Source organism: Microbacterium sp. CBA3102 (assembly GCF_007954505.1).
In the GTDB taxonomy this organism is placed as follows: domain Bacteria; phylum Actinomycetota; class Actinomycetes; order Actinomycetales; family Microbacteriaceae; genus Microbacterium; species Microbacterium aurugineum.
In genome coordinates this window covers 2,207,715-2,227,656 of record NZ_CP042412.1, presented here as the reverse complement: position 1 = coordinate 2,227,656, position 19,942 = coordinate 2,207,715, and the positions used below count along the sequence as shown (strand labels likewise).

The window sequence follows — 19,942 nt, the reverse complement described above, 5'->3', positions numbered from 1 at the left end:
CTCGCCCACCGTGTGCGGATGCTGAGGATATGTGCCCTGCGGGGAATGCCGCGCGGCTTAGAGTGAGGACGTGAGCACACCCGAGCAGTCCGGTCCCGATGTCCCCCAGCTGCCGCTTCTCGAAGCCGCCGCCGTGGATGCTGCGGTCGATATCAAGCCGACCTGGCGCGGCTGGATCCACGCCGCCACTTTCCCGGTAGCCATCGCCGCGGGCATCGTCCTGATCATCGTGGCCGACGGCGCCCCGGCGAAATGGGCGTCCGCCGTGTTCATGCTCACGTCGTTGCTGCTGTTCGGCAACTCCGCCCTCTACCACCGGTTCGACTGGTCCCCCCGGGTGAAGGTCGTCCTGAAGCGGATCGACCATGCCAACATCCTGCTGCTGATCGCCGGGACCTACACCCCCCTGGCGACACTGGCGCTGCCCCCGGACAAGGGCCTGCTGCTGCTCTGCGTGGTCTGGGGCGGAACTCTGGTGGGCATCCTCTTCCGCGTGTTCTGGATCAACGCCCCGCGCTGGCTCTACGTCGCCCTCTACCTGCTGCTCGGCTGGGCAGCGGTGATGTACATCGTCGACCTCATGAACGCGAACTTCGCGATGATGGTGCTGGTGATCGTCGGCGGCCTCCTCTACACGGGCGGCGCCGTCGTCTACGCGCTGAAGAGGCCCAATCCGTGGCCCGGCCATTTCGGCTTCCACGAGATCTTCCATGTGTGCACGGTGCTCGCGTTCCTCTGCCACTGGACCGCGTGTCTGCTCATCACCCTCGCCCCGCTGTCGCCCTCGCTGGGCGCGCCGTAGCCTCTGCGTGGTGCGGCTCCCCCGTCCGCCATGCAGGGTCTCTCAGCGTGTCGGGGGGTGGTCGTCCCCGTCGCGGGTGCTCGCCCCATCGGGTGAGGGCGAATCCGGAGCCGACGTGCCGCCCTCCGCTGCGGCCGCGGCTCGCGCGGCTTCCTCGGCGTCGAGCTCTTCCCGCACCTCGTCGCGGTAACGGACCCGGCGGATGCGACGATTCATGTCCCAGATCAGCAGGATCACCGCGATCACGACGACGACGATGGCGGCGAAGCCGATGAAGCCCGGCGTGACGGCCTCCGGTGCCACGGTCATGGATGGCGTCGGCATCGGGGTCTCGGTCAGAGCGAGCATGAATCGGCCTTTCGTGCGCAGGTCGCATAACCTGGTAACACCAGCCTAACGACCGGGAAGACCCACCAGTGACGACCGCACAGCAGCTCGACGAACGCTATGGCCGAACGCGACGGCGTCGGCTGCCGTGGATCATCGGTGGCGCTGTCGCGCTCGTGGTCATCGGTGCCTTCAGCTGGATGACCGTATCGCAGTCGATCGCCTCGGTGGACGCCGACGACCTCGGCTTCACCCTCGTCGATGAGTACTCCGTCGATGTGAGCTTCCAGGTCACCGGCGTGCAGGGCAAGGACGTGGTGTGCGCCCTCGAAGCACTCGACGAGGAGTTCGGCGTGGTGGGCTGGAAGATCGTCGAGATCGCCGCCGGAGACAGCCACTCCCAGGCCGTCTCGGTCACCATCCCGACCGTCGCTCAGGCCACGACAGGTTTGGTGAACACCTGCTGGGTCGCTTAGACTCGTGCCAGACAGACGACGCCCCGGCACCGTGCCGGGGCGTCTTGGCATATCCCCCGCAGCATGTCGGTGGGATCCCGAAAGAAGGAGCTTCGCCATGTCCACCGATGCTCAGGTCCCCTTTCTCACGCAGGAGGCGTATGACCGGCTCGTCGCCGAGCTGGAGCACCTGTCGACCGTCGGTCGCGATGAGATCGCCAAGCGCATCGAGGCGGCCCGCGAAGAAGGCGACCTCAAGGAGAACGGCGGATACCACGCCGCCAAAGACGAGCAGGGCAAGCAGGAAGCCCGCATCCGCACCCTCGAGGGCCTGTTGAAGACCGCCAAGGTCGGCGAAGCTCCGGCCAGCCGCGGGATCGTCGAGCCCGGCACCGTCGTCACGGCGCTCGTGGCCGGCGGCGAAGAGGTCTTCCTCCTCGGCAGCCGCGAGATCGCTTCCGGCGGCGACCTCGACGTCTACAGCGAGGCCAGCCCGCTGGGCCAGGCGATCCTCGGCCTCAAGGTCGGCGAGAAGTCGTCGTACGAGGCCCCGAACGGACGCAGCATCGACGTCGAGATCGTGAACGTCGAGACCTACACGGGCTGACGCACCGTCGACGAGCGCCCCCGCATCCTCTCGGACGCGGGGGCGCTTCTGCGTGGAGGGGGCCGCGGAGGATCCGGGCGCTCGTGCTCAATCCGGGACGAGGATGGGCGCGAACCCGGCGCGACGCAGCGTGTCGAGCGTGTGCTCCGAATGCTCGGGTCCCCGTGTCTCGACGCTGAGCTCCAGGATCACATCGCTGATCTGGAGTCCGTGACCGTGCCGAGTGTGCATGGCTTCGATGACGTTCGCCCCGGCTTCGGCGATGAGCTCCGACACACGAGCGAGCTGCCCTGGCCGGTCGGGGAGCGGAATCCGGATCGTCAGGTACCGGCCGGAGGCCGCGAGGCCGTGAGAGACCACGCGCTGCAACAGGAGCGGGTCGATGTTGCCGCCGGAGAGCACCGCCATCGTCGTTCCCGTTCCGGAGACCTTGCCGGCCAGGATCGCCGCTACACCCGCGGCACCGGCGGGTTCGACCACGACCTTCGCCTGCTCCAGCAGGATGAGGATGGCCCGCGCGAGGTCATCGTCGGAGACGGTGACCACCTCATCGACGAGGTCTTTGATGATCTCGAACGGGACAGCTCCCGGACGGGCGACGAGGATGCCGTCGGCGATGGTCGGACGAGTGACGATGTCGACCGGCTCCCCCGCCGCGAGCGACGGCGGCACGGCGGCGGCATTCTCCGCCTGGACCCCGATGATGCGGACTGTCCGCCCGAGCTCGGCGGCTCGGGCCTTCACGGCCGCGGCGACACCCGCGATGAGACCTCCTCCCCCGATGCCGAGGACGACCGTGTCGACGTCCGGCGCATCCTCCAGCAGTTCGAGGCCGAGCGTTCCCTGTCCGATCACGACGTCGCGGTGGTCGAACGGGTGGATCAGCACGGCCCCGGTGCGCTCGGAGAATTCCGCCGCCAGTCGCAGCGAGGTCGCGACGGTCTCCCCCTCCAGCACGACCTCTGCGCCGTACCCGCGGGTGGCGAGGAGCTTGGGCACGGGAACGCCGAGCGGCATGAAGATCGTGGCCGGGATCCCGAGGGCCTGGGCGGCGAGGGCGACACCCTGGGCATGGTTGCCCGCGGAGGCGGCGACGACACCGCGGGAGCGCTCCTCAGCGCTCAGCCGCGACAGCCGGTACGCGGCACCGCGGATCTTGAAGGAACCCGTGCGCTGAAGATTCTCCATCTTGAGCAGGACCGTACTGCCGTGGATGTCTGACAGCGCTCGCGACGGCAGCGTCGGCGTGTGCGAGATCACCTCAGCCAGACTCTGAGCTGCGTGCTCGAACTCGGTCAGGCTGGGGACTTCGCTCATCGATTCCTCCGTCTCCGCTCGCGCGGTACTGTGCTCCAGATAAGGTCTCCGCTCGGGCCCGCGCCGGTGCGCCAGGATCCCGTGCTGATGGTCACCGCCGCGACGTTGACGAAAGCTGCCAACGGTACGGCGAAGAGGGCTCCGGGGATTCCCGCGATCATCGCGCCGCCCGCGACCACGAGGACGACGGCGAGGGGGTGCACCTTGACCGCCGAGCCCATCATGATCGGCTGCAGGATGTGCCCCTCGATCTGCTGGACGGCCAGCACGACCACGAGCATCCACAGCGCGATCCAGGGACCGTTGTAGACGAGCGCGAGGAAGACGGCCACGGCGCCGGTCACGACGGCACCGACGATCGGGATGAAGGAGCCGAGGAACACCAGGACGGCGACGGGAAGGGCGAGCGGCACCTGGAGCAGGAAGGCTCCGAGCCCGATGCCGATCGCATCGATGGTCGCCACGAACAACTGGGTGCGGGCGTAGTTCACGATCGTGGCCCAGCCGTTGCGCGCGGCCCCATCGACCGCCGGCCGTGCTTTGCGCGGGAAGATCTTGACCGTCCACCGCCAGATGCCCGCACCGTCGGCGAGCAGGCAGATGAGGATGAACAGCGACAGCAGTGCGCCGGTGGCGACGTGCCCGACGGTCGTGCCGATGGCGAGAGCGCCCGTCCAGAGGGCCTGGGTCTGCTCGGTGAGGAAGTCGAGTCCCTGCTGCAGGTAGTCGGCGATCTGCGTGTCGGAGAGCTTCAGCGGCCCTTCGTGAAGCCACACCTGGAACTGATCGAACGCCTCGGTCGATCGCGCCTGGACGTCAGGGAGCTGAGCGCGCACCTGCCAGACCACCAGCCACATCAGCCCCGTGACGACGGCGGCTGTACCGATGAGGGAGAGCGTGATCGCCAACCAGCGCGGGACGCCGTGACGCAGCATCCAGGAGAACGCCGGCCAGAGCAGAGCGGTGATGAGGATGCCGACCATGAGCGGGATGACCAGGAGCTTGAGCAGCATGACCAGCCAGATGAAGACGCCGATCGCCGCCGCGATGAGCAGCAGACGCCAGGCGTAGCTCGCCGTGATCCGCAGTGGCAGCGGTACCGCCTCGTCGGCCTCGGTCGTCACGGTGCGGTCCGTGGAGACCGGGCGCGGACGGAAGAGATCTCGCAGCCGGGGTCGCTGATCCTCACTCATCGCCCAAGTCTACGGTCATGCCGTATGCCGTTGGACGCATCCTTCACCGCCGGACCGCGATGTCTGACGCCGGCGATACGCTGACGACGTGACCGAATCCCTCAGCGCCACCCAGGCGCGCCGCATCGCGCTGGCAGCTCAGGGCTTCACGCGAGCACGACCCGCGTCGGTCGCTGCGCGCCACGTGCACCGGGTGATGGATCGTCTCGGCGTGCTGCAGATCGACTCCGTGAACGTGTTCGCGCGCTCCCACTACCTGCCGCTGTTCTCCCGTCTCGGCGACTACGACCCCGCTCTCCTGGACCGGGTCTTCCTCTCCCGCACCACGCACTACGTGGAGTACCTGGCGCACGAGGCAACGTTCATCCCGATCGCGGACTGGCCGCTCTGGCGTTTTCGCATGGAGGACTTCCGTCGGCGCTGGGCGGACGAAGATTCCTGGCTGAGCCGCAACGCCCGCACCGTGGCGTGGGTGCAAGACGAACTGCGCTCCCGAGGTCCGCTGCGCCCGGCCGACCTCCGCGCGGACGCGCCCCGCGAACGAGGCACCTGGTGGGACTGGGACGAGGTCAAGCTGGCGCTCGAGCACCTCTGGCGCACGGGAGACGTCGCCGTCAGTGGGCGCAAAGGCTTCGAGCGGACGTATGCCCTCGCCGAGCAGGTCATCCCCGACCCGATCCGTTCGCAGGAGGTCTCGCGCGCCGACGCGATCCTCGAGCTGACGCGCCGTGCCGCCCGCTCGAGCGGCGTCGCGACGCAGTCCGACCTCGCCGACTACTACCGGATCCGCGATCGCGCGACCATCGCGCGATCGATCGCCGCGTTGGTCGACGAGGGTGAACTGATCCCGGTGCAGGTCCGCGGATGGGAACGAGGCGGACGCCCGCTCCCCGCCTGGCGACACCGTGACGCCGTGCTCCCTCGCAGAGTCGACGCGGCAGCCCTGCTGACTCCGTTCGATCCGGTGGTCTGGTTCCGCGAGCGCGCTCTTCGCATCTTCGACCTCGACTACCGGATCGAGATCTACGTGCCCGCCGAGAAGCGTCGGTTCGGCTACTACTCGCTCCCGGTCCTCGTGGGCGACCGCATCGTCGCGCGCGTCGATCTCAAGGCCGATCGCGCCACCTCCACCCTTCAGGTGCAGTCCGCCTGGTGGGAGCCCCACGCCCGCCCCGAGGATACCGATGCGATCGCCGCCGAACTGATGCTCGCCGCGCACTGGCAGGATCTCGAGCACGTGTCGGTGTCGGGCTGGGGCGACGCCACCGCCGAGGTGCACGGCGCATTGGTCCGGGCCGGTGGCTCCGTCGGGCGGCACGCACATGTCAGGGAGGGCGCGACGTGAGTCGGGCTCGGTGGTGGGTGATCGGCGGAGTCGCAGGAGTCGTGCTCGTGGCTGCCGCCGTCTGGATCTGGCAGTCGACCTCAGGTTCCCCGACGCCGGAGGATGCCGCCATCAGCTATCTCCGGGCGCTCGAATCCGGTGATCCCGATGCCGTCGAGGCGACGGGAGTCGACGTCTCCACCGAGGCTCTCACCGCGTTCGCGGCCGCGACCGGTGTCATCGAAGACGCCGCGGTGACATCTGCGAGCGACGACCGACGCGCCCGCGGCGGTGAAGAAGCGACCGTGGGGATCTCGTTCGTGCTCGACGGTGAGGAACACACGGCAGAGCTGTCTCTGACGCCTGTCGGCGGACGCTGGATCGTGGACGCGTCCGGCCTGGGCACGGTGACGCCCACGACCACGATCGGCTCCTTCGTCGCGGTCAGCGAGCAGACCCTGCCGACCGCAGAGATGGCCTCCCTGCTCCCTGCCGCCTACTCGGTCGCCCCCGCGCCGGTCGCACTGCTCGACGGCCGCAGCGCGCTGGTGGTGCTCCCCGGCGAAGAGTCGGAGCTCGCGGTGGAGGCCACGCTCCGACCGGAGGCGACGGTCGCTGCGCAGAAGCAACTCGACGACTACCTCACGGCGTGCACGACGCCGTCGGACGCGGCACCCGAGGGGTGCGGAATCCGGATCCCGTGGGGCACCGAGTTCCGCGCGGTGTCGGAGTTCCGCTACCGCGTCGACGAGCTGCCGACCGTGACGCTCGACGGCACCGGGTTCCGCGCCGACGGCGGGGCACTCGTCGCCACGCTGGTCGGCGCCGGTCAGGACGGCACGGCGCGCACCACGACGTACCGCACGGATTCCTGGGGCGTGCGCGGAGAGGTGACCTTCACCGACGAGGGCCTGGTGCTGTCCGTCTGGTGAGTGCGCTCTCCGTCAGAACTGCACGCGAGGTCAGAACTGCACGCGAGGCGGCTCGGAGATCGCGCTGCTGTCGGCGACCTCGAAGAACTCGCGCTCGGTGAAGCCCAGCCCCTTCGCGAACAGGTTGTTCGGGAAAACCTTGATCTTGGTGTTGAGCTCGCGCACACCGCCGTTGTAGAACCGGCGCGCGGCTTGGATCTTGTCCTCGGTGTCGACGAGTGCCTGCTGCACCTGGAGGAAGTTGGTGCTGGCCTGCAACTGCGGGTACGCCTCGGCGACCGCGAACAGACTGCGCAGGGCCTGTTGCAGGTGTCCCTCCGCGATGCCCGCCTCGCCGGGCCCACCGGCCGAGAGCGTCTCGGCGCGCGCACGGGTGACGTTCTCGAAGACCGCCTTCTCATGGGAGGCGTAGCCCTTGACGGTCTCGATGAGGTTCGGGATGAGGTCGGCTCGTCGCTTCAACTGCACCGTGATCCCGCTCCACGCCTCATCGACGCGCACCTTGAGCTGCACCAACGAGTTGTACGTGGCCCACAGATAGATGCCGGCGAGCAGGATCACTCCGACAACGATCAGTACCGGCACGAGCCATTCCATCAGAGGCCCACCCTTCCTCGTGTTTCTCCCATCCTAGACGCGCACCCTGCACGTGGACTGGGCGCCGACGCACTCTCCACGGACGTCGGATCAGCTCCCGAGGACTCGCTCCAGGTAACGGTTCCCGAACCGGCGCTCCGGGTCGAGGCGGTCGCGCAACGCGACGAAGTCCTCGAAGCGCGGGTAGCGCTCCCGCAGCGTTTCTTCGGTCAGCGTGTGGAGTTTGCCCCAGTGCGGGCGACCGCCGAACTCGAGCATGATCTCCTCCACCGCGCCGAAGTACTCGGTCGGGTCGGCCCGCCAGTACCGGTGCACTGCGATGTACGCCGTCGCGCGCCCGTGCGCCGTCGACAGCCAGCGGTCGTCGCCGGCGGCGAAGCGCACCTCGATCGGGAACTCGATCCGCCACCCGCGTCGGGCGATGAGAGCACGCACCGCCTCGAACGCCGGCACCACGTTCTCCGCGGGGAGCGCATACTCCATCTCGCGGAACCGCACGGTGCGACTCTGGATCAGCACTCGGTGCGAGAGCTCGGTGTACTCGCGATTCCCCGTGAGCGTGACCGCGAGCCGGCTGAACGGCGGGGTGATCGCGGGAACCGCTTGTCCCGCGGCACACACCATCCGATACACACCGTTGGACAGGAGCGTCTCGTCGATCCACCTCCCCACGACAGGGAGCGGCTGGCGCACGGTCGACTCAGGCAGGCGGGTCTGACGCTTGGTCAGGGCGACATCGGTGTGGGGGAACCAATAGAACTCGAAATGATCGGACGCCGCCACCCGCTCCTCGAGCGTCTCGAGCACGTCGTCGAGCGGAGCCGGTTCATCGATCGCATGCATCACGAAGGCCGGCACGCACTGGAGCGTGACTTCGACGATGATCCCGAGCGCGCCGAGGCCGAGCGCGACGGCCGGGAGCAGCTCACTCTCGCGCTCGTCATCGATGCGGAGGAACTCGCCGGCCGCCGTGACCATCGTGACTCCGACGACCTGGGTCGCGAGCCCGCCGAACCCGGCGCCGGTGCCGTGGGTCCCGGTCGAGATGGCACCCGCGATCGACTGGCGGTCGATGTCCCCCAGGTTCTCCATCGCGAGTCCGAAGGGTGCGAGCAAGCGCGGGATCCGATGCAGCCGAGTTCCTGCGAGAAGCGTCACCCGGCCGGTTGCGGCATCCGCGGAGACGAGTCCCTGCAGATCGTCGAGCTCGAGCAGGACTCCCGGCGCCACGGCGATGCCCGTGAAACTGTGTCCGGCGCCCACCGCCTTGATGCTGAGCCCCTGCTTCACCGCAGCCAGAACCGCCCGCTGCACACCCTCCGGGCTGCGCGGACGCTCCACACGCACAGGCCGCACCGAGGCCGAGCGGCCCCAGTTCTGCCAGGATCCGCCGATTCTCGTCACAGGAACGCCTTTCCCTCGCCGCGATAGGTCGGCAACTCGTCGATGATCTCCTCACCCGACACCAGGTGGTATCCGTCGATGCGCTCCGCCGGCTCGCCGCTCTTGGCGTGACGGAACCAGACCCGATCCCCCACTCCGAGTGACCTGGCGGCAGGACCCTGCAGCGGTGTCTGCACCTCACCCGCCGCTTCGCGGGAGAGCGTGTGGAGTCCCTGTGGCCAGACGGCTCGCGGCTGGCGCGAGGCGACGGCAGGCCCGGAGGCGATCCATCCGCCGCCGAGCACGGTGGCGATGTCCGGGGCCGGGCGTCGGACGACGTCGAACGCGAATGCGGAAGCCGGCGCGGGACGGAAGGAGCGGTAGCCGTCGAACAGGTGCCCTCCGAGCAGGCCGCTGCCGGCGCTCGCCTCAGTGAGGGACTCATCGCTCCCGGTGAACTCGAGCGAACCCGTCCCCCCGCCGTTGAGGATCTCCAGAGACGCGATCGCTCCGACCGCGGCCACGATGTCCGCCCGACGCTCCCGCAGTTCGTTCCGGGAGCGCGCCTGCACCATCCGGATCAGAGGCGCGTCGGGGCCGGCGTCGTCGCCCTGCCCGGCGATCTGCGCGTCGTACATCTGCAGTCCGACCAGCCGGAAGCCTGGGCGCGCGACGACCTTTCGGGCGAAAGCGGCCACCTCTCCCGCCGAGAACAGAGCCGAGCGTCGCACACCGATGTGTCCGAGCAGCGAGGAGCGCCACGAAGCGTCGACGTCGATCGCCACTCGGATCTCCGGACGGGATCCCGGTCCGGCGACACTGTCGATCACATCGAGGTGGACGAGGTCATCGACCATCAGCGTGATGCGCTGCGCCGCCTGCTCGTCGGCGAAGAGCTTCTCCAGCCCCGCGCGGTCCACGGTCGGGTAGCCGAGCATGATGTCGTCATGCGTCTCAGCGAGCCAGAGCGCCTCCTCGAGCGTGAACGCGAGGATGCCCCGGAACCCGGGGAGTTTCAGCACCGCATCGATCACGGCACGCACACGCACCGACTTCGACGCCACGCGGATCGGAAGTCCACCGGCGCGGACCAGGAGATCCATGGCGTTGTAGCGGAGCGCTTCCCGGTCGATCACCGCGACGGGCGCCGGCAGATGGCCCGTCACGGCGGAGAGGCGCGGCCAATAGCGGGCCGGATCCTCCCATTCGGGGGCGACCGCGAGCGCGCCGGGGGCCGGGCTCAGTTCGTCGATGAGGTCGAGCACTCCCCCACCCTACGGCCTCCTCGTACTCCGGATCACCCCCGACGGCACCGGGTCGCGTCCTCTGACCGGGCTAGGCTGACGAGCAGGCCCCCGTAGCCCAATGGCAGAGGCAGGCGACTTAAAATCGCTTCAGTCTGGGTTCGAGTCCCAGCGGGGGCACCGCTTTCAGTCCTGTGCGCGTGCGAGCTTCTTCCGCTCACCCGCCGCCTCACGTATCCGACGCACGACCAGCACCACGAGAGCGATCGCGATCGCCGTGTAGACGGCGTAGTCGAGATAGCCGAGATACTGCTCAAGCTGCTCGTGCTGTGTGCCGAGGGCCGCGCCGACCCCCAGGAGCAGCGTGTTCCAGAGCCCGCTGCCGACGATCGTGAAGAGGCTGAAGGTCACCGGGTTCATGCGAGCGGCACCGGCGGGGATCGAGATGAGGCTGCGCACGCCGGGCACCATGCGCCCGACCAGCACCGTCCACGCGCCGCTGCGCACGAACCACTCGGATCCGCGCTCCAGGTCCGAGCGGCTCACCAGTCGCGTCGCCGCGAGCAGACGCACCGCCCGGTCCATCCCGATCGCTGCGCCGAGGCCGTAGAGCAGGAGCGCACCGCTCCACGATGCCAGCGTGCTCCAGAAGATGAGCCAGCCCAGGTTCAGCTGACCGCTCTGGCTCAGGTACCCCGCGAACGGAAGGATCACCTCGCTCGGGATCGGCGGGATCAGCACTTCGAGGAAGACCAGAAGGCCGACGCCGAAGTCGCCGAGAGCGATGAGCACATCGGCCGCGAATCCGGTGAGGCCGGTGAATCCGTGATCGGTGTCGATGGACAGAAGCATCACTGGGCGAGCCTTCCCATGGTGGTCCCTTCGTGGAGCAGACCACCGGGCATCCCCACGTCGGAGAAGACGGCAGGGGTTTCTCAGCGGCCCGCGATGCGGGTGCCAAGGTCTCCTCCACCCTCGCGGGCCAGCGGGCCGGAGCACATTCTCGTGCTCGTAATGACGACGACGCTGCAGACGGGAGTACTCCCCTTCGCGGTGACGACACTATCGGAGCACGCCTGAGCAACGCCTCGGAAACGCACAGGTGCCGAGAAAACGAGGAACGGCCCCGGCGCTGAGCGCACGGGGCCGTTCCGGAGACGCGAGAGCGTCCGCCTACTTCGCCGAAGCCTCGACGGGTTCAGCGGCCTTCTTCGCGGAAGCCTTCTTGGCGGGAGCCTTCTTGGTCGCCGGCTTCTTCGCCTCCGGCTCACCCTCCGCGTCGGAGACCTTCGCCGCGGACTTCTTGACGGGAGGCTCGGACTTCGCGGCCGGAGCCGTGTCCGCAGCCGGCGCCGCGGGAGCAGCCGGACGCGGGCGGGCGGCGAACTCCTCGAACACGTAACGCGGGTTCTGCACGGTCTCGAGGTTCACCAGGTCGCGGCCCAGCCACAGGTTGTTCCACCAGCCCCAGATCACGCGGAACTTGCGCTCCCACGTCGGCATCGCGAGGCCGTGGTAGCCACGGTGCGCGACCCAGGCCACGAAGCCCTTGAGGGCGATCTTGCCGGACTGGAAGACACCGTTGTAGAGGCCGAGGCCCGCGACGGCGCCCAGGTTCTTGTGGAAGTACTCCTTGGGGTTCTCTCCGCGCAGGACGGCGACGAGGTTCTTGGCGAGGAGCTTCGCCTGACGGACCGCGTGCTGAGCGTTCGGCACGCAGAAGCCGCCGACTCCCCCACCGGAGAGGTCGGGCACAGCGGACACGTCACCCGCGGCCCAGGCGCCCTCGACGAAGGCCTCGGGGGTACCCACGCGCAGGTCGGCGCGGGTCTGGATGCGACCGCGCTCCTCGACGGGAAGGTCTCCGCCCCGCACCACCGTCGGGTTGGCCATGACACCGGCGGTCCACACGATGACGTCGGTCGGGATGACCTCGCCCGTGGAGAGCTCGACGTTGCCGTCGATCGCCCCGGTGACCTGGGTGTCGAGGTGCACGTTGGCACCACGCTTGGCGAGGTCCTTCAGCACCCACTCGCTGGTCTTGAGCGAGACCTCGGGCATGATGCGCCCCATGGCCTCGATGAGGTGGAAGTGCGTGTCCTCGAAGCTCAGCTGCGGGTACTTGCCGACGAGCGAGGAGGCGAGCGAGCGCAGCTCCGCGAACACCTCGATGCCGGCGAAGCCACCACCGACGACGACCACGGAGAGCAGACGGTCGCGCTCGGGGCCGGCCGGCAGCGACGCCGCCTTGTCGAAGTTCGACATCACCTTGTCGCGGATCGCGACGGCTTCCTCGATCGTCTTCAGCCCGATCGCGTTGTCGGCGATCCCGGGAATCGGGAACGTGCGCGACACCGCTCCGGCGGTGACGACGATCTGGTCGTACGCGAACTCGTACGGCTCGCCCACGGGCGGCGTGATCGTCGCGACCTTCTGCGCGTGGTTGATGTTCGTCACCTTCGCGGTGAGGACGTGCGTGCGCTTGAGGTGACGACGGTGGGCGACCACCGAGTGCCGCGCTTCGATCGAACCGGCGGCGACCTCGGGGAGGAACGGCTGGTAGGTCATGTACGGCAGCGGGTCGACCATCGTGACATCGGCCTCACCCTTGCGCAGGTGCTTCTCGAGCTTCCACGCAGTGTAGAAACCTGCGTACCCTCCGCCGACGATCAGAATCTTGGGCACAGTGCTGTTCTGAGGCACAGAAGAACTACTCCTCGGAGTCGGGGATTTGGCGTACGGGAACGCGCGCCGATCGGATGCGCCGGGCAGCTGCGGTGACGCCAAGCGCTATCAGGATACCAGGGACCGTGAGCGCAATGAGCGGCAGGGTACCGTAACGCAACGAATCAGCGCTGGGAAGCAACGGTGAACCGGCCTCGCTGGGCGCGTCCGCGGCCGGGAGAGGCGGCACGGCGACCGGTGTGACGGACGCCTTGGGTTCCGGTTTCGCCTCCGCGCGGCGGAACCACCGGATCCACTCGGCGAGATCGCCCATCGGGTTCTCGGTCACCGGCGCGATGTCCGCGGAGATCGCCGCTGCCGCATCCACGAGCCCGTAGCCGTAGAGCGGATCCCGCGGCTTGACGGCATCCGGAACCGGGATGGCGGTCTGGATGATCCGGTTGATCACGTCGATCGCCTTGATGTCGGGGTGCGCCGAACGGATCAGCGCTGCGACGCCGGCGACGATGGGGGCCGCGCCGCTCGTTCCGCGCCAGGGCTGGACCGTCCCGTCGGCCGAGACGCCGATCAAGCCCTCGCTGGGCGCCGAGATGCCGATCGTGATGCCCTGCGTGGAGGCCTCGACACTCGCCGTACCCGTCTGGTCCACCCCGCCGACCGTGAGCACACCGGGGATCGTGGCCGGGGCGCCGATGATGTTCGTCCCGCTTCCCCTGTTCCCTGCAGCGACGACCACGACGACGTCGTGCTCGAAGGCGTAGAGGAACGCATCGTCCCAGCTCTCGTCCCAATCCAGCGTGTTCGTCGTGAAGGAGAGGTTGATGATGTCGGCGCCGTTGTCGACGGCCCAGCGCATGCCCTTCGCGACCTGCTCCGTGAACGGGACGGCCGCCGCCGCACCGAACCCCACGGAGATCGACAGCAGGTTCGCCTCGGGCGCCACACCGATCATGCCGGTGCCGTCCGCCGCGCCGCGCCCCGCCGCGAGCGACGCCACCCAGGAGCCGTGGTTGCCGTCGACCGCGCCCAGCGGTGTGCGTCCGTCCGGAGTTCCCGCGCCGGACACGTCGGTCCCGCCCACCACGGCATCGCCGAACACCTGTGGCACCTTGCCGATGCCCGTGTCGATCACGGCGATCGTCACGCCCTCGCCCCGTGTGGTCTGCCAGGCCTCGCGGATCCGCGCTCCGTCGAGCCAGTACTCCGACGCACGCGTCGGGTCGGCCGGATCATCCGGGATCGGCGGCGGGGTCGCGGAGGCTCCGAGGAGCAGGACGGAGGCCGCGACCACCACGATGGCGGCAGCGCTGCGGAACGTCCGACGCACGGTCATTCCGGGAGAGCCGCCTCTTCACGCGTGGCGGCGCCGGGGTCCTCACACCGGCAGACCGTCGGGGACCACGAGGAGCGCGACAGCGCGGCGTCGCCGATGGGGTTCACTCCAGGGCCCGCCGCGAGAGCGTGTCCGGCGAGCGCATGGAGGCACTTCACGCGCGTCGGCATGCCCCCGGCGGAGATGCCGTCGATCTCGGAGACCTCTCCGAACCTCGTGCGGTCGGCGAGGTACGCCTGATGGGCGGCGAGGTAGGCCGCGGCCACCTCCTCGTCGTCGACGAGCAGGGCGGCGAGCTCCGGCATCACCTGCGTGGCTTCGAGCGTCGACATGGCCGCGGTCGCTGCCGGGTGGGTCAGGTAATAGAAGGTCGGGAACGGAGTGCCGTCCGGAAGACGGGGGGTCGTGGCGACCACCGTCGGGTTGCCGCAGGCGCATCGGGCGGCGATGCCCACCACACCCCGAGCGGGACGGCCGAGCTGGGCCGATACGACGGCGAGTTCGGCGGGAGTGGGGGCGGGGAACGGCGGCGTGGTCACCTCTCCAGCGTACGGGAGCCGCCCGAGAAGATGCTCGACGCGACCCCTCAGCGAGCCACCGCCGCCGTGTCGCTCAGGCCCGTCGAGACGAGCGTGCGCAACAGGTGCGGCATCCAGTCCGCGGGCTTCTCCTGGATGGTGTCGCTGACCGGCGCCTGCTCACGAGGCAGCGCGGAGGGATCGAGATCGTTGTCGATCAGGTACACGACCTCCCCCGGCTTCACGTAGTACAACCGTTCCCGGGCCTGGGTGGTGATGTAGGCGGGGTCATTCCAGCGGTCCCGCTCTGCGATGAGCGCCGAGATCTCGTCCTCGCTCACCTGCACGGAGGCCTCGAGCGCCGCGATCTTCTGGCGCTGATCGATGAAGGTGCCGAGCGTGGGCACGAGGACCCACGCGCCGAGCACCACCAGCGAGAGCATGATGACGGAGAAGGCGGACAGACGGATACCCGCCGCCCATTCGCGGACGTCGACACGCGGAGCGGAGCCACGCGTCGACCTCGATGCGGACGCGGCCTTCGGTTTCGTGGCCGACTTCCCCGTCGTCCGCGGAGTCTTCGGCGCGGGAGACGCCGAAGGAGGAGCCGGTCGTCGTACCACGGCTCCTCCTTCGTCGTGCTGCCCGGCGGGTCCTTCGTGCATCCTCCGCCAGGCGAGATGTCTCGCTGTCTCGGCTGCGCTCAGGCCTGGTAGCGCGGGAACGCCGAACGACCGGCGAAGACCGCGGCATCGCCCAGCTCTTCTTCGATGCGCAGAAGCTGATTGTACTTCGCCACGCGCTCGCTGCGGGCAGGCGCACCCGCCTTGATCTGACCGGCGTTCGTCGCGACGACGAGGTCGGCGATCGTGGTGTCCTCGGTCTCGCCCGAGCGGTGCGAGAGCATCGCCGTGTAGCCCGAGCGCTGAGCGAGGCTGACCGCGTCGAACGTCTCGGTCAGCGTCCCGATCTGGTTCACCTTGACGAGCAGGGAGTTCGCGACGCCGCGCGCGATGCCGTCGGCCAGACGTGCCGGGTTCGTGACGAACAGGTCGTCGCCGACCAGCTGCACCTTGGAGCCGAGGACGTCGGTGAGGTGCTTCCAGTTGTCCCAGTCGTCCTCGGCCAGCGCGTCCTCGATCGTGACGATCGGGAAGTCGTTGACGAGTCCGACGTAGTACTCGGTGAGCGCGGCGGCGTCCCAGTCCTTGTTGTCGAGACGGTAGACACCGTCCTTGAAGAACTCGGTGGCGGCGACGTCGAGGCCGAGCGCGATGTCGGCACCGGGGGTGAAGCCGGCCTTCTCGATCGCCTTCACCAGGAAGTCCAGGCCCTCGCGGTTGCTGGGCAGATCGGGGGCGAAGCCACCCTCGTCGCCGAGGCCGGTCGCGTAACCTGCGGCCTTCAGCTCCGCGCGCAGCACGTGGTAGGTCTCGACGCCCCAGCGGAGAGCTTCGGAGTAGGTCTCCGCACCGATCGGGGCGAGGAAGAACTCCTGCATGTCGATGCCGTTGTCGGCGTGCTCGCCGCCGTTGATGACGTTGAACAGCGGAACGGGCAGCACGTGCGCGTTCGGGCCGCCGAGGTAGCGGAACAGCGGCAGATCGGCCGAGTCGGCGGCAGCCTTGGCGACCGCGAGGCTCACGCCGAGGATGGCGTTGGCGCCGACGCGCTTCTTGTTCTCGGTGCCGTCGACCTCGTTGAGGATCTCATCGACGATGCGCTGCTCGCTCGCCTCGACACCTTCGATCGCCGGGCCGAGCTCATCGATGATGGCCTCGACGGCCTTGAGCACGCCCTTGCCGCCGTAGCGGTCCTTGTCGCCGTCGCGGAGCTCGTACGCCTCGAACGCGCCGGTGGATGCGCCGGACGGGACAGCCGCCCGCTGCACGATGCCGTCGTCGAGGAGGACCTCCACCTCGACGGTCGGGTTTCCGCGCGAGTCGAGAATCTCGCGTGCGCCTACAGCCTCGATCAGTGCCACTGATGTGCTCCTTGCTCAGGGGGAAAACGTGGTGTGGAGCGTCGTCGATCCGCGCCCAGTCTAGCCCGCGCTCCCGACCGGCTCAGGGACTCTTTCCTCCCGGTACGCGCAGTCAGACAACGACCGCGATCGCGAAGCCGTCCCAGCCCTTGACCCCGACGGTCTGCAGCGCCGTGGCGTCGAAGCGCGGATCGTCCCCGAGCATGCGGAGTCCGTCACGGGTGCCGACCACCTTCGGGTCGACGGCGTCCTCACGCACGATCTCCCCCTCGCGCCCGATGTTGTCCAGCACGATCACGGTTCCCGCGTGCCCGAGCTTCGCCGCCCAGTCGAGGTAGATCGTGTTGGACTCCTTGTCGGCGTCGATGAACACCAGATCGAAACCGCCGACCAGGCTCGGGAGCACGTCCGCCCCCCTGCCCACCCGGATGTCGACGCGATCGCCGACGCCCGCCGCATCGATGCTCGCCCGGGCGACGGCGGCGTTGTCCGGCTCCGCCTCGACCGTCACCACCCGCCCCTCGGGCCCGACGGCGCGAGCGAGCCAGATCGTGGAGTAGCCGCCGAGCGTGCCGATCTCGAGCACCCGCCGCGCGCCGCTGATCCGGACGAGGAGGTTCAGCAGCTTGCCCGCCACGGGGGCGACCTCGATCTCGGGCAGACCCGCTGCCCGCTGGGCCGTGAGCGCCGCCTCGAGGTGGGCATCGGAGCCGATCAGTGTGTCGGCGAGGAACGAATCGGTCTGCGACCAGGCCGCGGGAGTGGATTCCATGCCCTCAGCCAACCCCCGACGCCTCGGCCCGTCAAGGCTGCGGTGGGGAGAACCGGGGTGCCGGAGCGGCGAGTTCCGGCTGCGTGCGGAACTGCCCGGTCAGCGCGAGCACGACCGCGACGAGGAGGAGCACGATCCACCCGGCGAGCCCGAGCGGCCCGGCGAGAGCCATGTCCGGCTGCGAGGCGGCGAAGATCAGCACGAGTCCGGCGGCGGCATTGAGCGATCCGTGCGCGATCACGGCGGGCCACACCGACCCCGAGCGCAGACGCAGCCACCCGAACAGGACACCCCAGGCGACGCATCCGCCGATCATGAGCACCACGCCCAGGATGTCGGTACGCCCGAAGTTGTACCCGAGCAGGATGATCGGGCTGTGCCAGGCGCCCCAGATGACACCGCTCAGGATCAGGGCGGGCCAGGTCCCGAGCGGGCGCAACGCGGGCAGCAGCCAGCCCCGCCAGCCGAGCTCCTCGCCGAACGCGAAGAAGCTGTTGATCAACGCGCCCACCGGGATCGCGGCGAGCTGCGCGAACACGAGGATTCCGACCGGGGGCAACGGCGTGCCGGCCGGCACGGCCTTCTCGAGTTCGGCGGCGAAGGCGGGGAAGGTCGGGTCGAACTGCACGAAGCCGAACGCCGCCGCCACGAGGAGGCTCGCTCCGACCAGGAGGGGCGGAACCAGCCATCCGACGACGATGAGCCATACGACGCGCTTCGCGGGACGCAGCGGCCAGAGTCCGAGGAACCGAGCGCGCCCACCCCGAGCGGGAACCCCCATCGCGAAGGTGACGATGACCGCGGCGACCGCCGGAGTGCACATCATCAGCGGGAGCAGCACGACGGTCAGCGGTTCGGCGAGTCCGTCACCGAGCCACAGCGGCAGCGCCACCAGCCACGCCAGGGCGAAGGCCACGACGACGAAGAGAAGGACGGCGGCCCAGGGCACGCGCCGCAGCTGTGGAGTGGAGTCGATCATGACGTCGCCTTTCCGGTGTCGGTGGGCATCGTGCCCGATGTTCGCGTGCGGTCGACATACGCCTGCAGCAGTGCGGCCGCCTCTTCTGCGCCGTCGATCGTCACGAGGAAGGGACGTCGACCGCGGCGCGTGACCTCGATCGCCGACCCCCGGCGCAGGACGATGCCCGAACGGCCGTCGACGGCGACGCGCCATCCCCATCCGCCGAACTCACCGAACGGCGAGATGTCGACGGCGCGCGCCGACTCGACCTCGTCGAGCGGGACACGGACCCGCGGCCACCCCAGGAGCGCCCGCGCAGCGAAGCCCTCCGGCGTGATCATGACGCGGAAGGAGGCCGTGGCCGCCAGCGAGATGCCCACGACGAGCACCACGAGAGCGACGATCCCTCCTCCCTCGGTTCCGGTCCCGAGCAGGTACGCGGCGAGCGCGACGAGTCCGAGCAGCACGACGAGGAGGAAGGCGACCACACCGCGGGGCATGCTCGTCGTGGCGATCCACACGACGCGTTCCCCCTTCTCGATGTGCACGGCGTAGCGCGGCTCGAGCGTGCGGCCCCGGGGAGCGCGGACGCGAGGCTGCACGGCCCAGGCCGCTCCGGCGACGACGAGGAGCGCGACGAAGGAAACGGCGACGACACCGCCGATGCCGGGGATTTCGGAGGACTCGGACAGATCGCGCTGGATCGCGAGCGACCCGACGCTCGTCACGGCGGCGAAGGCCGCCATCCCGGCGGCGAGCGCACCCATCAGCCGCGCTGCGCCGCCCCAGTGCGACCCGACAGCGACGAGTGTCGTGACGACCATCAGTGCGGGGATCCCGAGGCCCACCCCGAGCAGGAGCCAGAGATACGTGGCCGCGGGTCCGAACCCGTCGGCGCCGTCGACACCCCAGTGGGTCGCGACCTGCTCCGGAAGCGACGGCAACCAGGAGAGCAGCACCACCAGCGAGACCGTGGTGATCACGATCGGCACGAGCACGGCGACGAGGAGGAACATCCGTCGGGCGCGCTTCAGGAGCGGCGGTGGCGTGCGGGTGAGGTCGTAGGTGGTCATGGCGAGTCCTCCTCGCGACGGTCGGAGTGGTCGGGGTCGGAGCGGACCTCTCGATGGGAGCGCACGATGCCCGCGAGCGTATCGGCCGAGACGCCGAGCGCAGCGGCGCGGCGCACCAGGTCGTCGATGTCATGGGCGAGTTCGGCGAGCGGTGCCGCGGACGCCGCGATGACCGCCCCTCGACCCCGGCGCAGGTCGACGAGCCCTTCGTCGCGCAGCCGCTGGTAGGCGTGGAGCACGGTGTGCTGATTGATCGACAGCGCTTCGGCGACATCGCGCGCCGCGGGGAGCCGGTCCCCGGGGGCCAGGACGCCGGCGAGGATGTCGGAGCGGACGGAGGTCGCCACCTGGTCGTACAGCGCACGAGGGCTGTCGACATCGACACGGATGAGCATGCGGCCCCCTCTCCTCGAATCTCTAGTTATTCTATGCGAA

At 69.2% G+C, this 19,942-nt stretch carries 21 protein-coding genes and 1 tRNA gene; 6 read left to right on the top strand and 16 right to left on the bottom strand.

What is annotated here, in order from left to right; translation table 11 throughout:
* Positions 1 to 70: 70 nt before the first annotated feature.
* Positions 71 to 802: a PAQR family membrane homeostasis protein TrhA gene (gene trhA / locus FGL91_RS10630; RefSeq protein WP_052193639.1), complete on the top strand. Its 732-nt coding sequence runs from the start codon at positions 71 to 73 to the stop codon at positions 800 to 802.
* A 42-nt stretch (positions 803 to 844) separates the two neighbouring features.
* Here the strand turns inward: trhA and FGL91_RS10625 are convergent, their stop codons facing one another.
* The gene (locus tag FGL91_RS10625; RefSeq protein WP_153243808.1) at positions 845 to 1,150 is read right to left on the bottom strand and encodes a hypothetical protein; all 306 of its coding nucleotides are present in this window, start codon (positions 1,148 to 1,150) and stop codon (positions 845 to 847) included.
* A 68-nt stretch (positions 1,151 to 1,218) separates the two neighbouring features.
* On the opposite strand from FGL91_RS10625, the gene FGL91_RS10620 reads away from it, so the two are divergent.
* Together FGL91_RS10620 and greA are read left to right on the top strand one after the other, a co-directional pair.
* The gene (locus tag FGL91_RS10620; RefSeq protein ID WP_047523207.1) at positions 1,219 to 1,605 is read left to right on the top strand and encodes a DUF4307 domain-containing protein; all 387 of its coding nucleotides are present in this window, start codon (positions 1,219 to 1,221) and stop codon (positions 1,603 to 1,605) included.
* A 97-nt stretch (positions 1,606 to 1,702) separates the two neighbouring features.
* Positions 1,703 to 2,191, top strand: a complete 489-nt coding sequence (gene greA, locus FGL91_RS10615; RefSeq protein ID WP_047523206.1) for a transcription elongation factor GreA — start codon at positions 1,703 to 1,705, stop codon at positions 2,189 to 2,191.
* Between the two features lie 87 nt (positions 2,192 to 2,278).
* On the opposite strand, the gene ilvA is transcribed toward greA, so the two are convergent.
* The gene (ilvA, locus tag FGL91_RS10610; RefSeq protein WP_047523205.1) at positions 2,279 to 3,508 is read right to left on the bottom strand and encodes a threonine ammonia-lyase; all 1,230 of its coding nucleotides are present in this window, start codon (positions 3,506 to 3,508) and stop codon (positions 2,279 to 2,281) included.
* A complete protein-coding gene (locus FGL91_RS10605; RefSeq protein ID WP_131493498.1) occupies positions 3,505 to 4,701 on the bottom strand; it encodes an AI-2E family transporter in 1,197 nt (398 codons plus the stop codon). Before FGL91_RS10605 ends, ilvA begins: the two co-directional genes overlap by 4 nt.
* Positions 4,702 to 4,789: 88 nt before the next feature.
* Between FGL91_RS10605 and FGL91_RS10600 the strand changes: the two genes are divergently transcribed.
* Both FGL91_RS10600 and FGL91_RS10595 read left to right on the top strand, forming a co-directional pair.
* Complete coding sequence (locus FGL91_RS10600; protein ID WP_153243807.1) at positions 4,790 to 6,046, top strand: winged helix-turn-helix domain-containing protein; 1,257 nt, start codon at positions 4,790 to 4,792, stop codon at positions 6,044 to 6,046.
* Positions 6,043 to 6,957, top strand: a complete 915-nt coding sequence (locus FGL91_RS10595) for a hypothetical protein (protein ID WP_153243806.1) — start codon at positions 6,043 to 6,045, stop codon at positions 6,955 to 6,957. Before FGL91_RS10600 ends, FGL91_RS10595 begins: the two co-directional genes overlap by 4 nt.
* Positions 6,958 to 6,987: 30 nt before the next feature.
* Here the strand turns inward: FGL91_RS10595 and FGL91_RS10590 are convergent, their stop codons facing one another.
* The 3 genes from FGL91_RS10590 to FGL91_RS10580 all read right to left on the bottom strand — a co-directional run bounded on the left by FGL91_RS10590 (position 6,988) and on the right by FGL91_RS10580 (position 10,202).
* A complete protein-coding gene (locus FGL91_RS10590; RefSeq protein ID WP_029262976.1) occupies positions 6,988 to 7,554 on the bottom strand; it encodes a LemA family protein in 567 nt (188 codons plus the stop codon).
* A gap of 90 nt (positions 7,555 to 7,644) precedes the next feature.
* Complete coding sequence (locus FGL91_RS10585) at positions 7,645 to 8,958, bottom strand: D-arabinono-1,4-lactone oxidase (protein ID WP_153243805.1); 1,314 nt, start codon at positions 8,956 to 8,958, stop codon at positions 7,645 to 7,647.
* Complete coding sequence (locus tag FGL91_RS10580; RefSeq protein WP_153243804.1) at positions 8,955 to 10,202, bottom strand: alanine racemase; 1,248 nt, start codon at positions 10,200 to 10,202, stop codon at positions 8,955 to 8,957. Before FGL91_RS10580 ends, FGL91_RS10585 begins: the two co-directional genes overlap by 4 nt.
* Positions 10,203 to 10,288: 86 nt before the next feature.
* On the opposite strand from FGL91_RS10580, the gene FGL91_RS10575 reads away from it, so the two are divergent.
* Positions 10,289 to 10,361, top strand: a tRNA-Leu gene (locus tag FGL91_RS10575).
* Positions 10,362 to 10,367: 6 nt separating this feature from the next.
* Here the strand turns inward: FGL91_RS10575 and FGL91_RS10570 are convergent.
* The 10 genes from FGL91_RS10570 to FGL91_RS10525 form a co-directional block, all read right to left on the bottom strand.
* On the bottom strand, positions 10,368 to 11,033 hold the full coding sequence (locus FGL91_RS10570; RefSeq protein ID WP_153244727.1) for a DedA family protein: 666 nt from the start codon (positions 11,031 to 11,033) through the stop codon (positions 10,368 to 10,370).
* 321 nt (positions 11,034 to 11,354) lie between these two features.
* The gene (locus FGL91_RS10565) at positions 11,355 to 12,866 is read right to left on the bottom strand and encodes an NAD(P)/FAD-dependent oxidoreductase (RefSeq protein WP_153243803.1); all 1,512 of its coding nucleotides are present in this window, start codon (positions 12,864 to 12,866) and stop codon (positions 11,355 to 11,357) included.
* A 25-nt stretch (positions 12,867 to 12,891) separates the two neighbouring features.
* Positions 12,892 to 14,199 carry a S8 family serine peptidase gene (locus FGL91_RS10560; RefSeq protein WP_153243802.1) on the bottom strand — a complete coding sequence of 436 codons (1,308 nt, stop codon included), beginning with the start codon at positions 14,197 to 14,199 and terminating at the stop codon, positions 12,892 to 12,894.
* On the bottom strand, positions 14,196 to 14,738 hold the full coding sequence (locus tag FGL91_RS10555; RefSeq protein ID WP_153243801.1) for a DUF501 domain-containing protein: 543 nt from the start codon (positions 14,736 to 14,738) through the stop codon (positions 14,196 to 14,198). Before FGL91_RS10555 ends, FGL91_RS10560 begins: the two co-directional genes overlap by 4 nt.
* A gap of 47 nt (positions 14,739 to 14,785) precedes the next feature.
* A complete protein-coding gene (locus tag FGL91_RS10550; protein ID WP_227991506.1) occupies positions 14,786 to 15,340 on the bottom strand; it encodes an FtsB family cell division protein in 555 nt (184 codons plus the stop codon).
* An 80-nt stretch (positions 15,341 to 15,420) separates the two neighbouring features.
* On the bottom strand, positions 15,421 to 16,701 hold the full coding sequence (eno, locus tag FGL91_RS10545; RefSeq protein WP_153243799.1) for a phosphopyruvate hydratase: 1,281 nt from the start codon (positions 16,699 to 16,701) through the stop codon (positions 15,421 to 15,423).
* Between the two features lie 112 nt (positions 16,702 to 16,813).
* Complete coding sequence (locus FGL91_RS10540) at positions 16,814 to 17,473, bottom strand: O-methyltransferase (protein WP_047523195.1); 660 nt, start codon at positions 17,471 to 17,473, stop codon at positions 16,814 to 16,816.
* Positions 17,474 to 17,504: 31 nt separating this feature from the next.
* The gene (locus FGL91_RS10535; protein ID WP_153243798.1) at positions 17,505 to 18,452 is read right to left on the bottom strand and encodes a CPBP family intramembrane glutamic endopeptidase; all 948 of its coding nucleotides are present in this window, start codon (positions 18,450 to 18,452) and stop codon (positions 17,505 to 17,507) included.
* Positions 18,449 to 19,507: a DUF1648 domain-containing protein gene (locus FGL91_RS10530; RefSeq protein ID WP_153243797.1), complete on the bottom strand. Its 1,059-nt coding sequence runs from the start codon at positions 19,505 to 19,507 to the stop codon at positions 18,449 to 18,451. The genes FGL91_RS10535 and FGL91_RS10530 overlap by 4 nt, the downstream gene beginning before the upstream one ends.
* Positions 19,504 to 19,902: a GntR family transcriptional regulator gene (locus FGL91_RS10525; RefSeq protein WP_153243796.1), complete on the bottom strand. Its 399-nt coding sequence runs from the start codon at positions 19,900 to 19,902 to the stop codon at positions 19,504 to 19,506. The genes FGL91_RS10530 and FGL91_RS10525 overlap by 4 nt, the downstream gene beginning before the upstream one ends.
* Between the last annotated feature and the right edge of the window lie 40 nt (positions 19,903 to 19,942).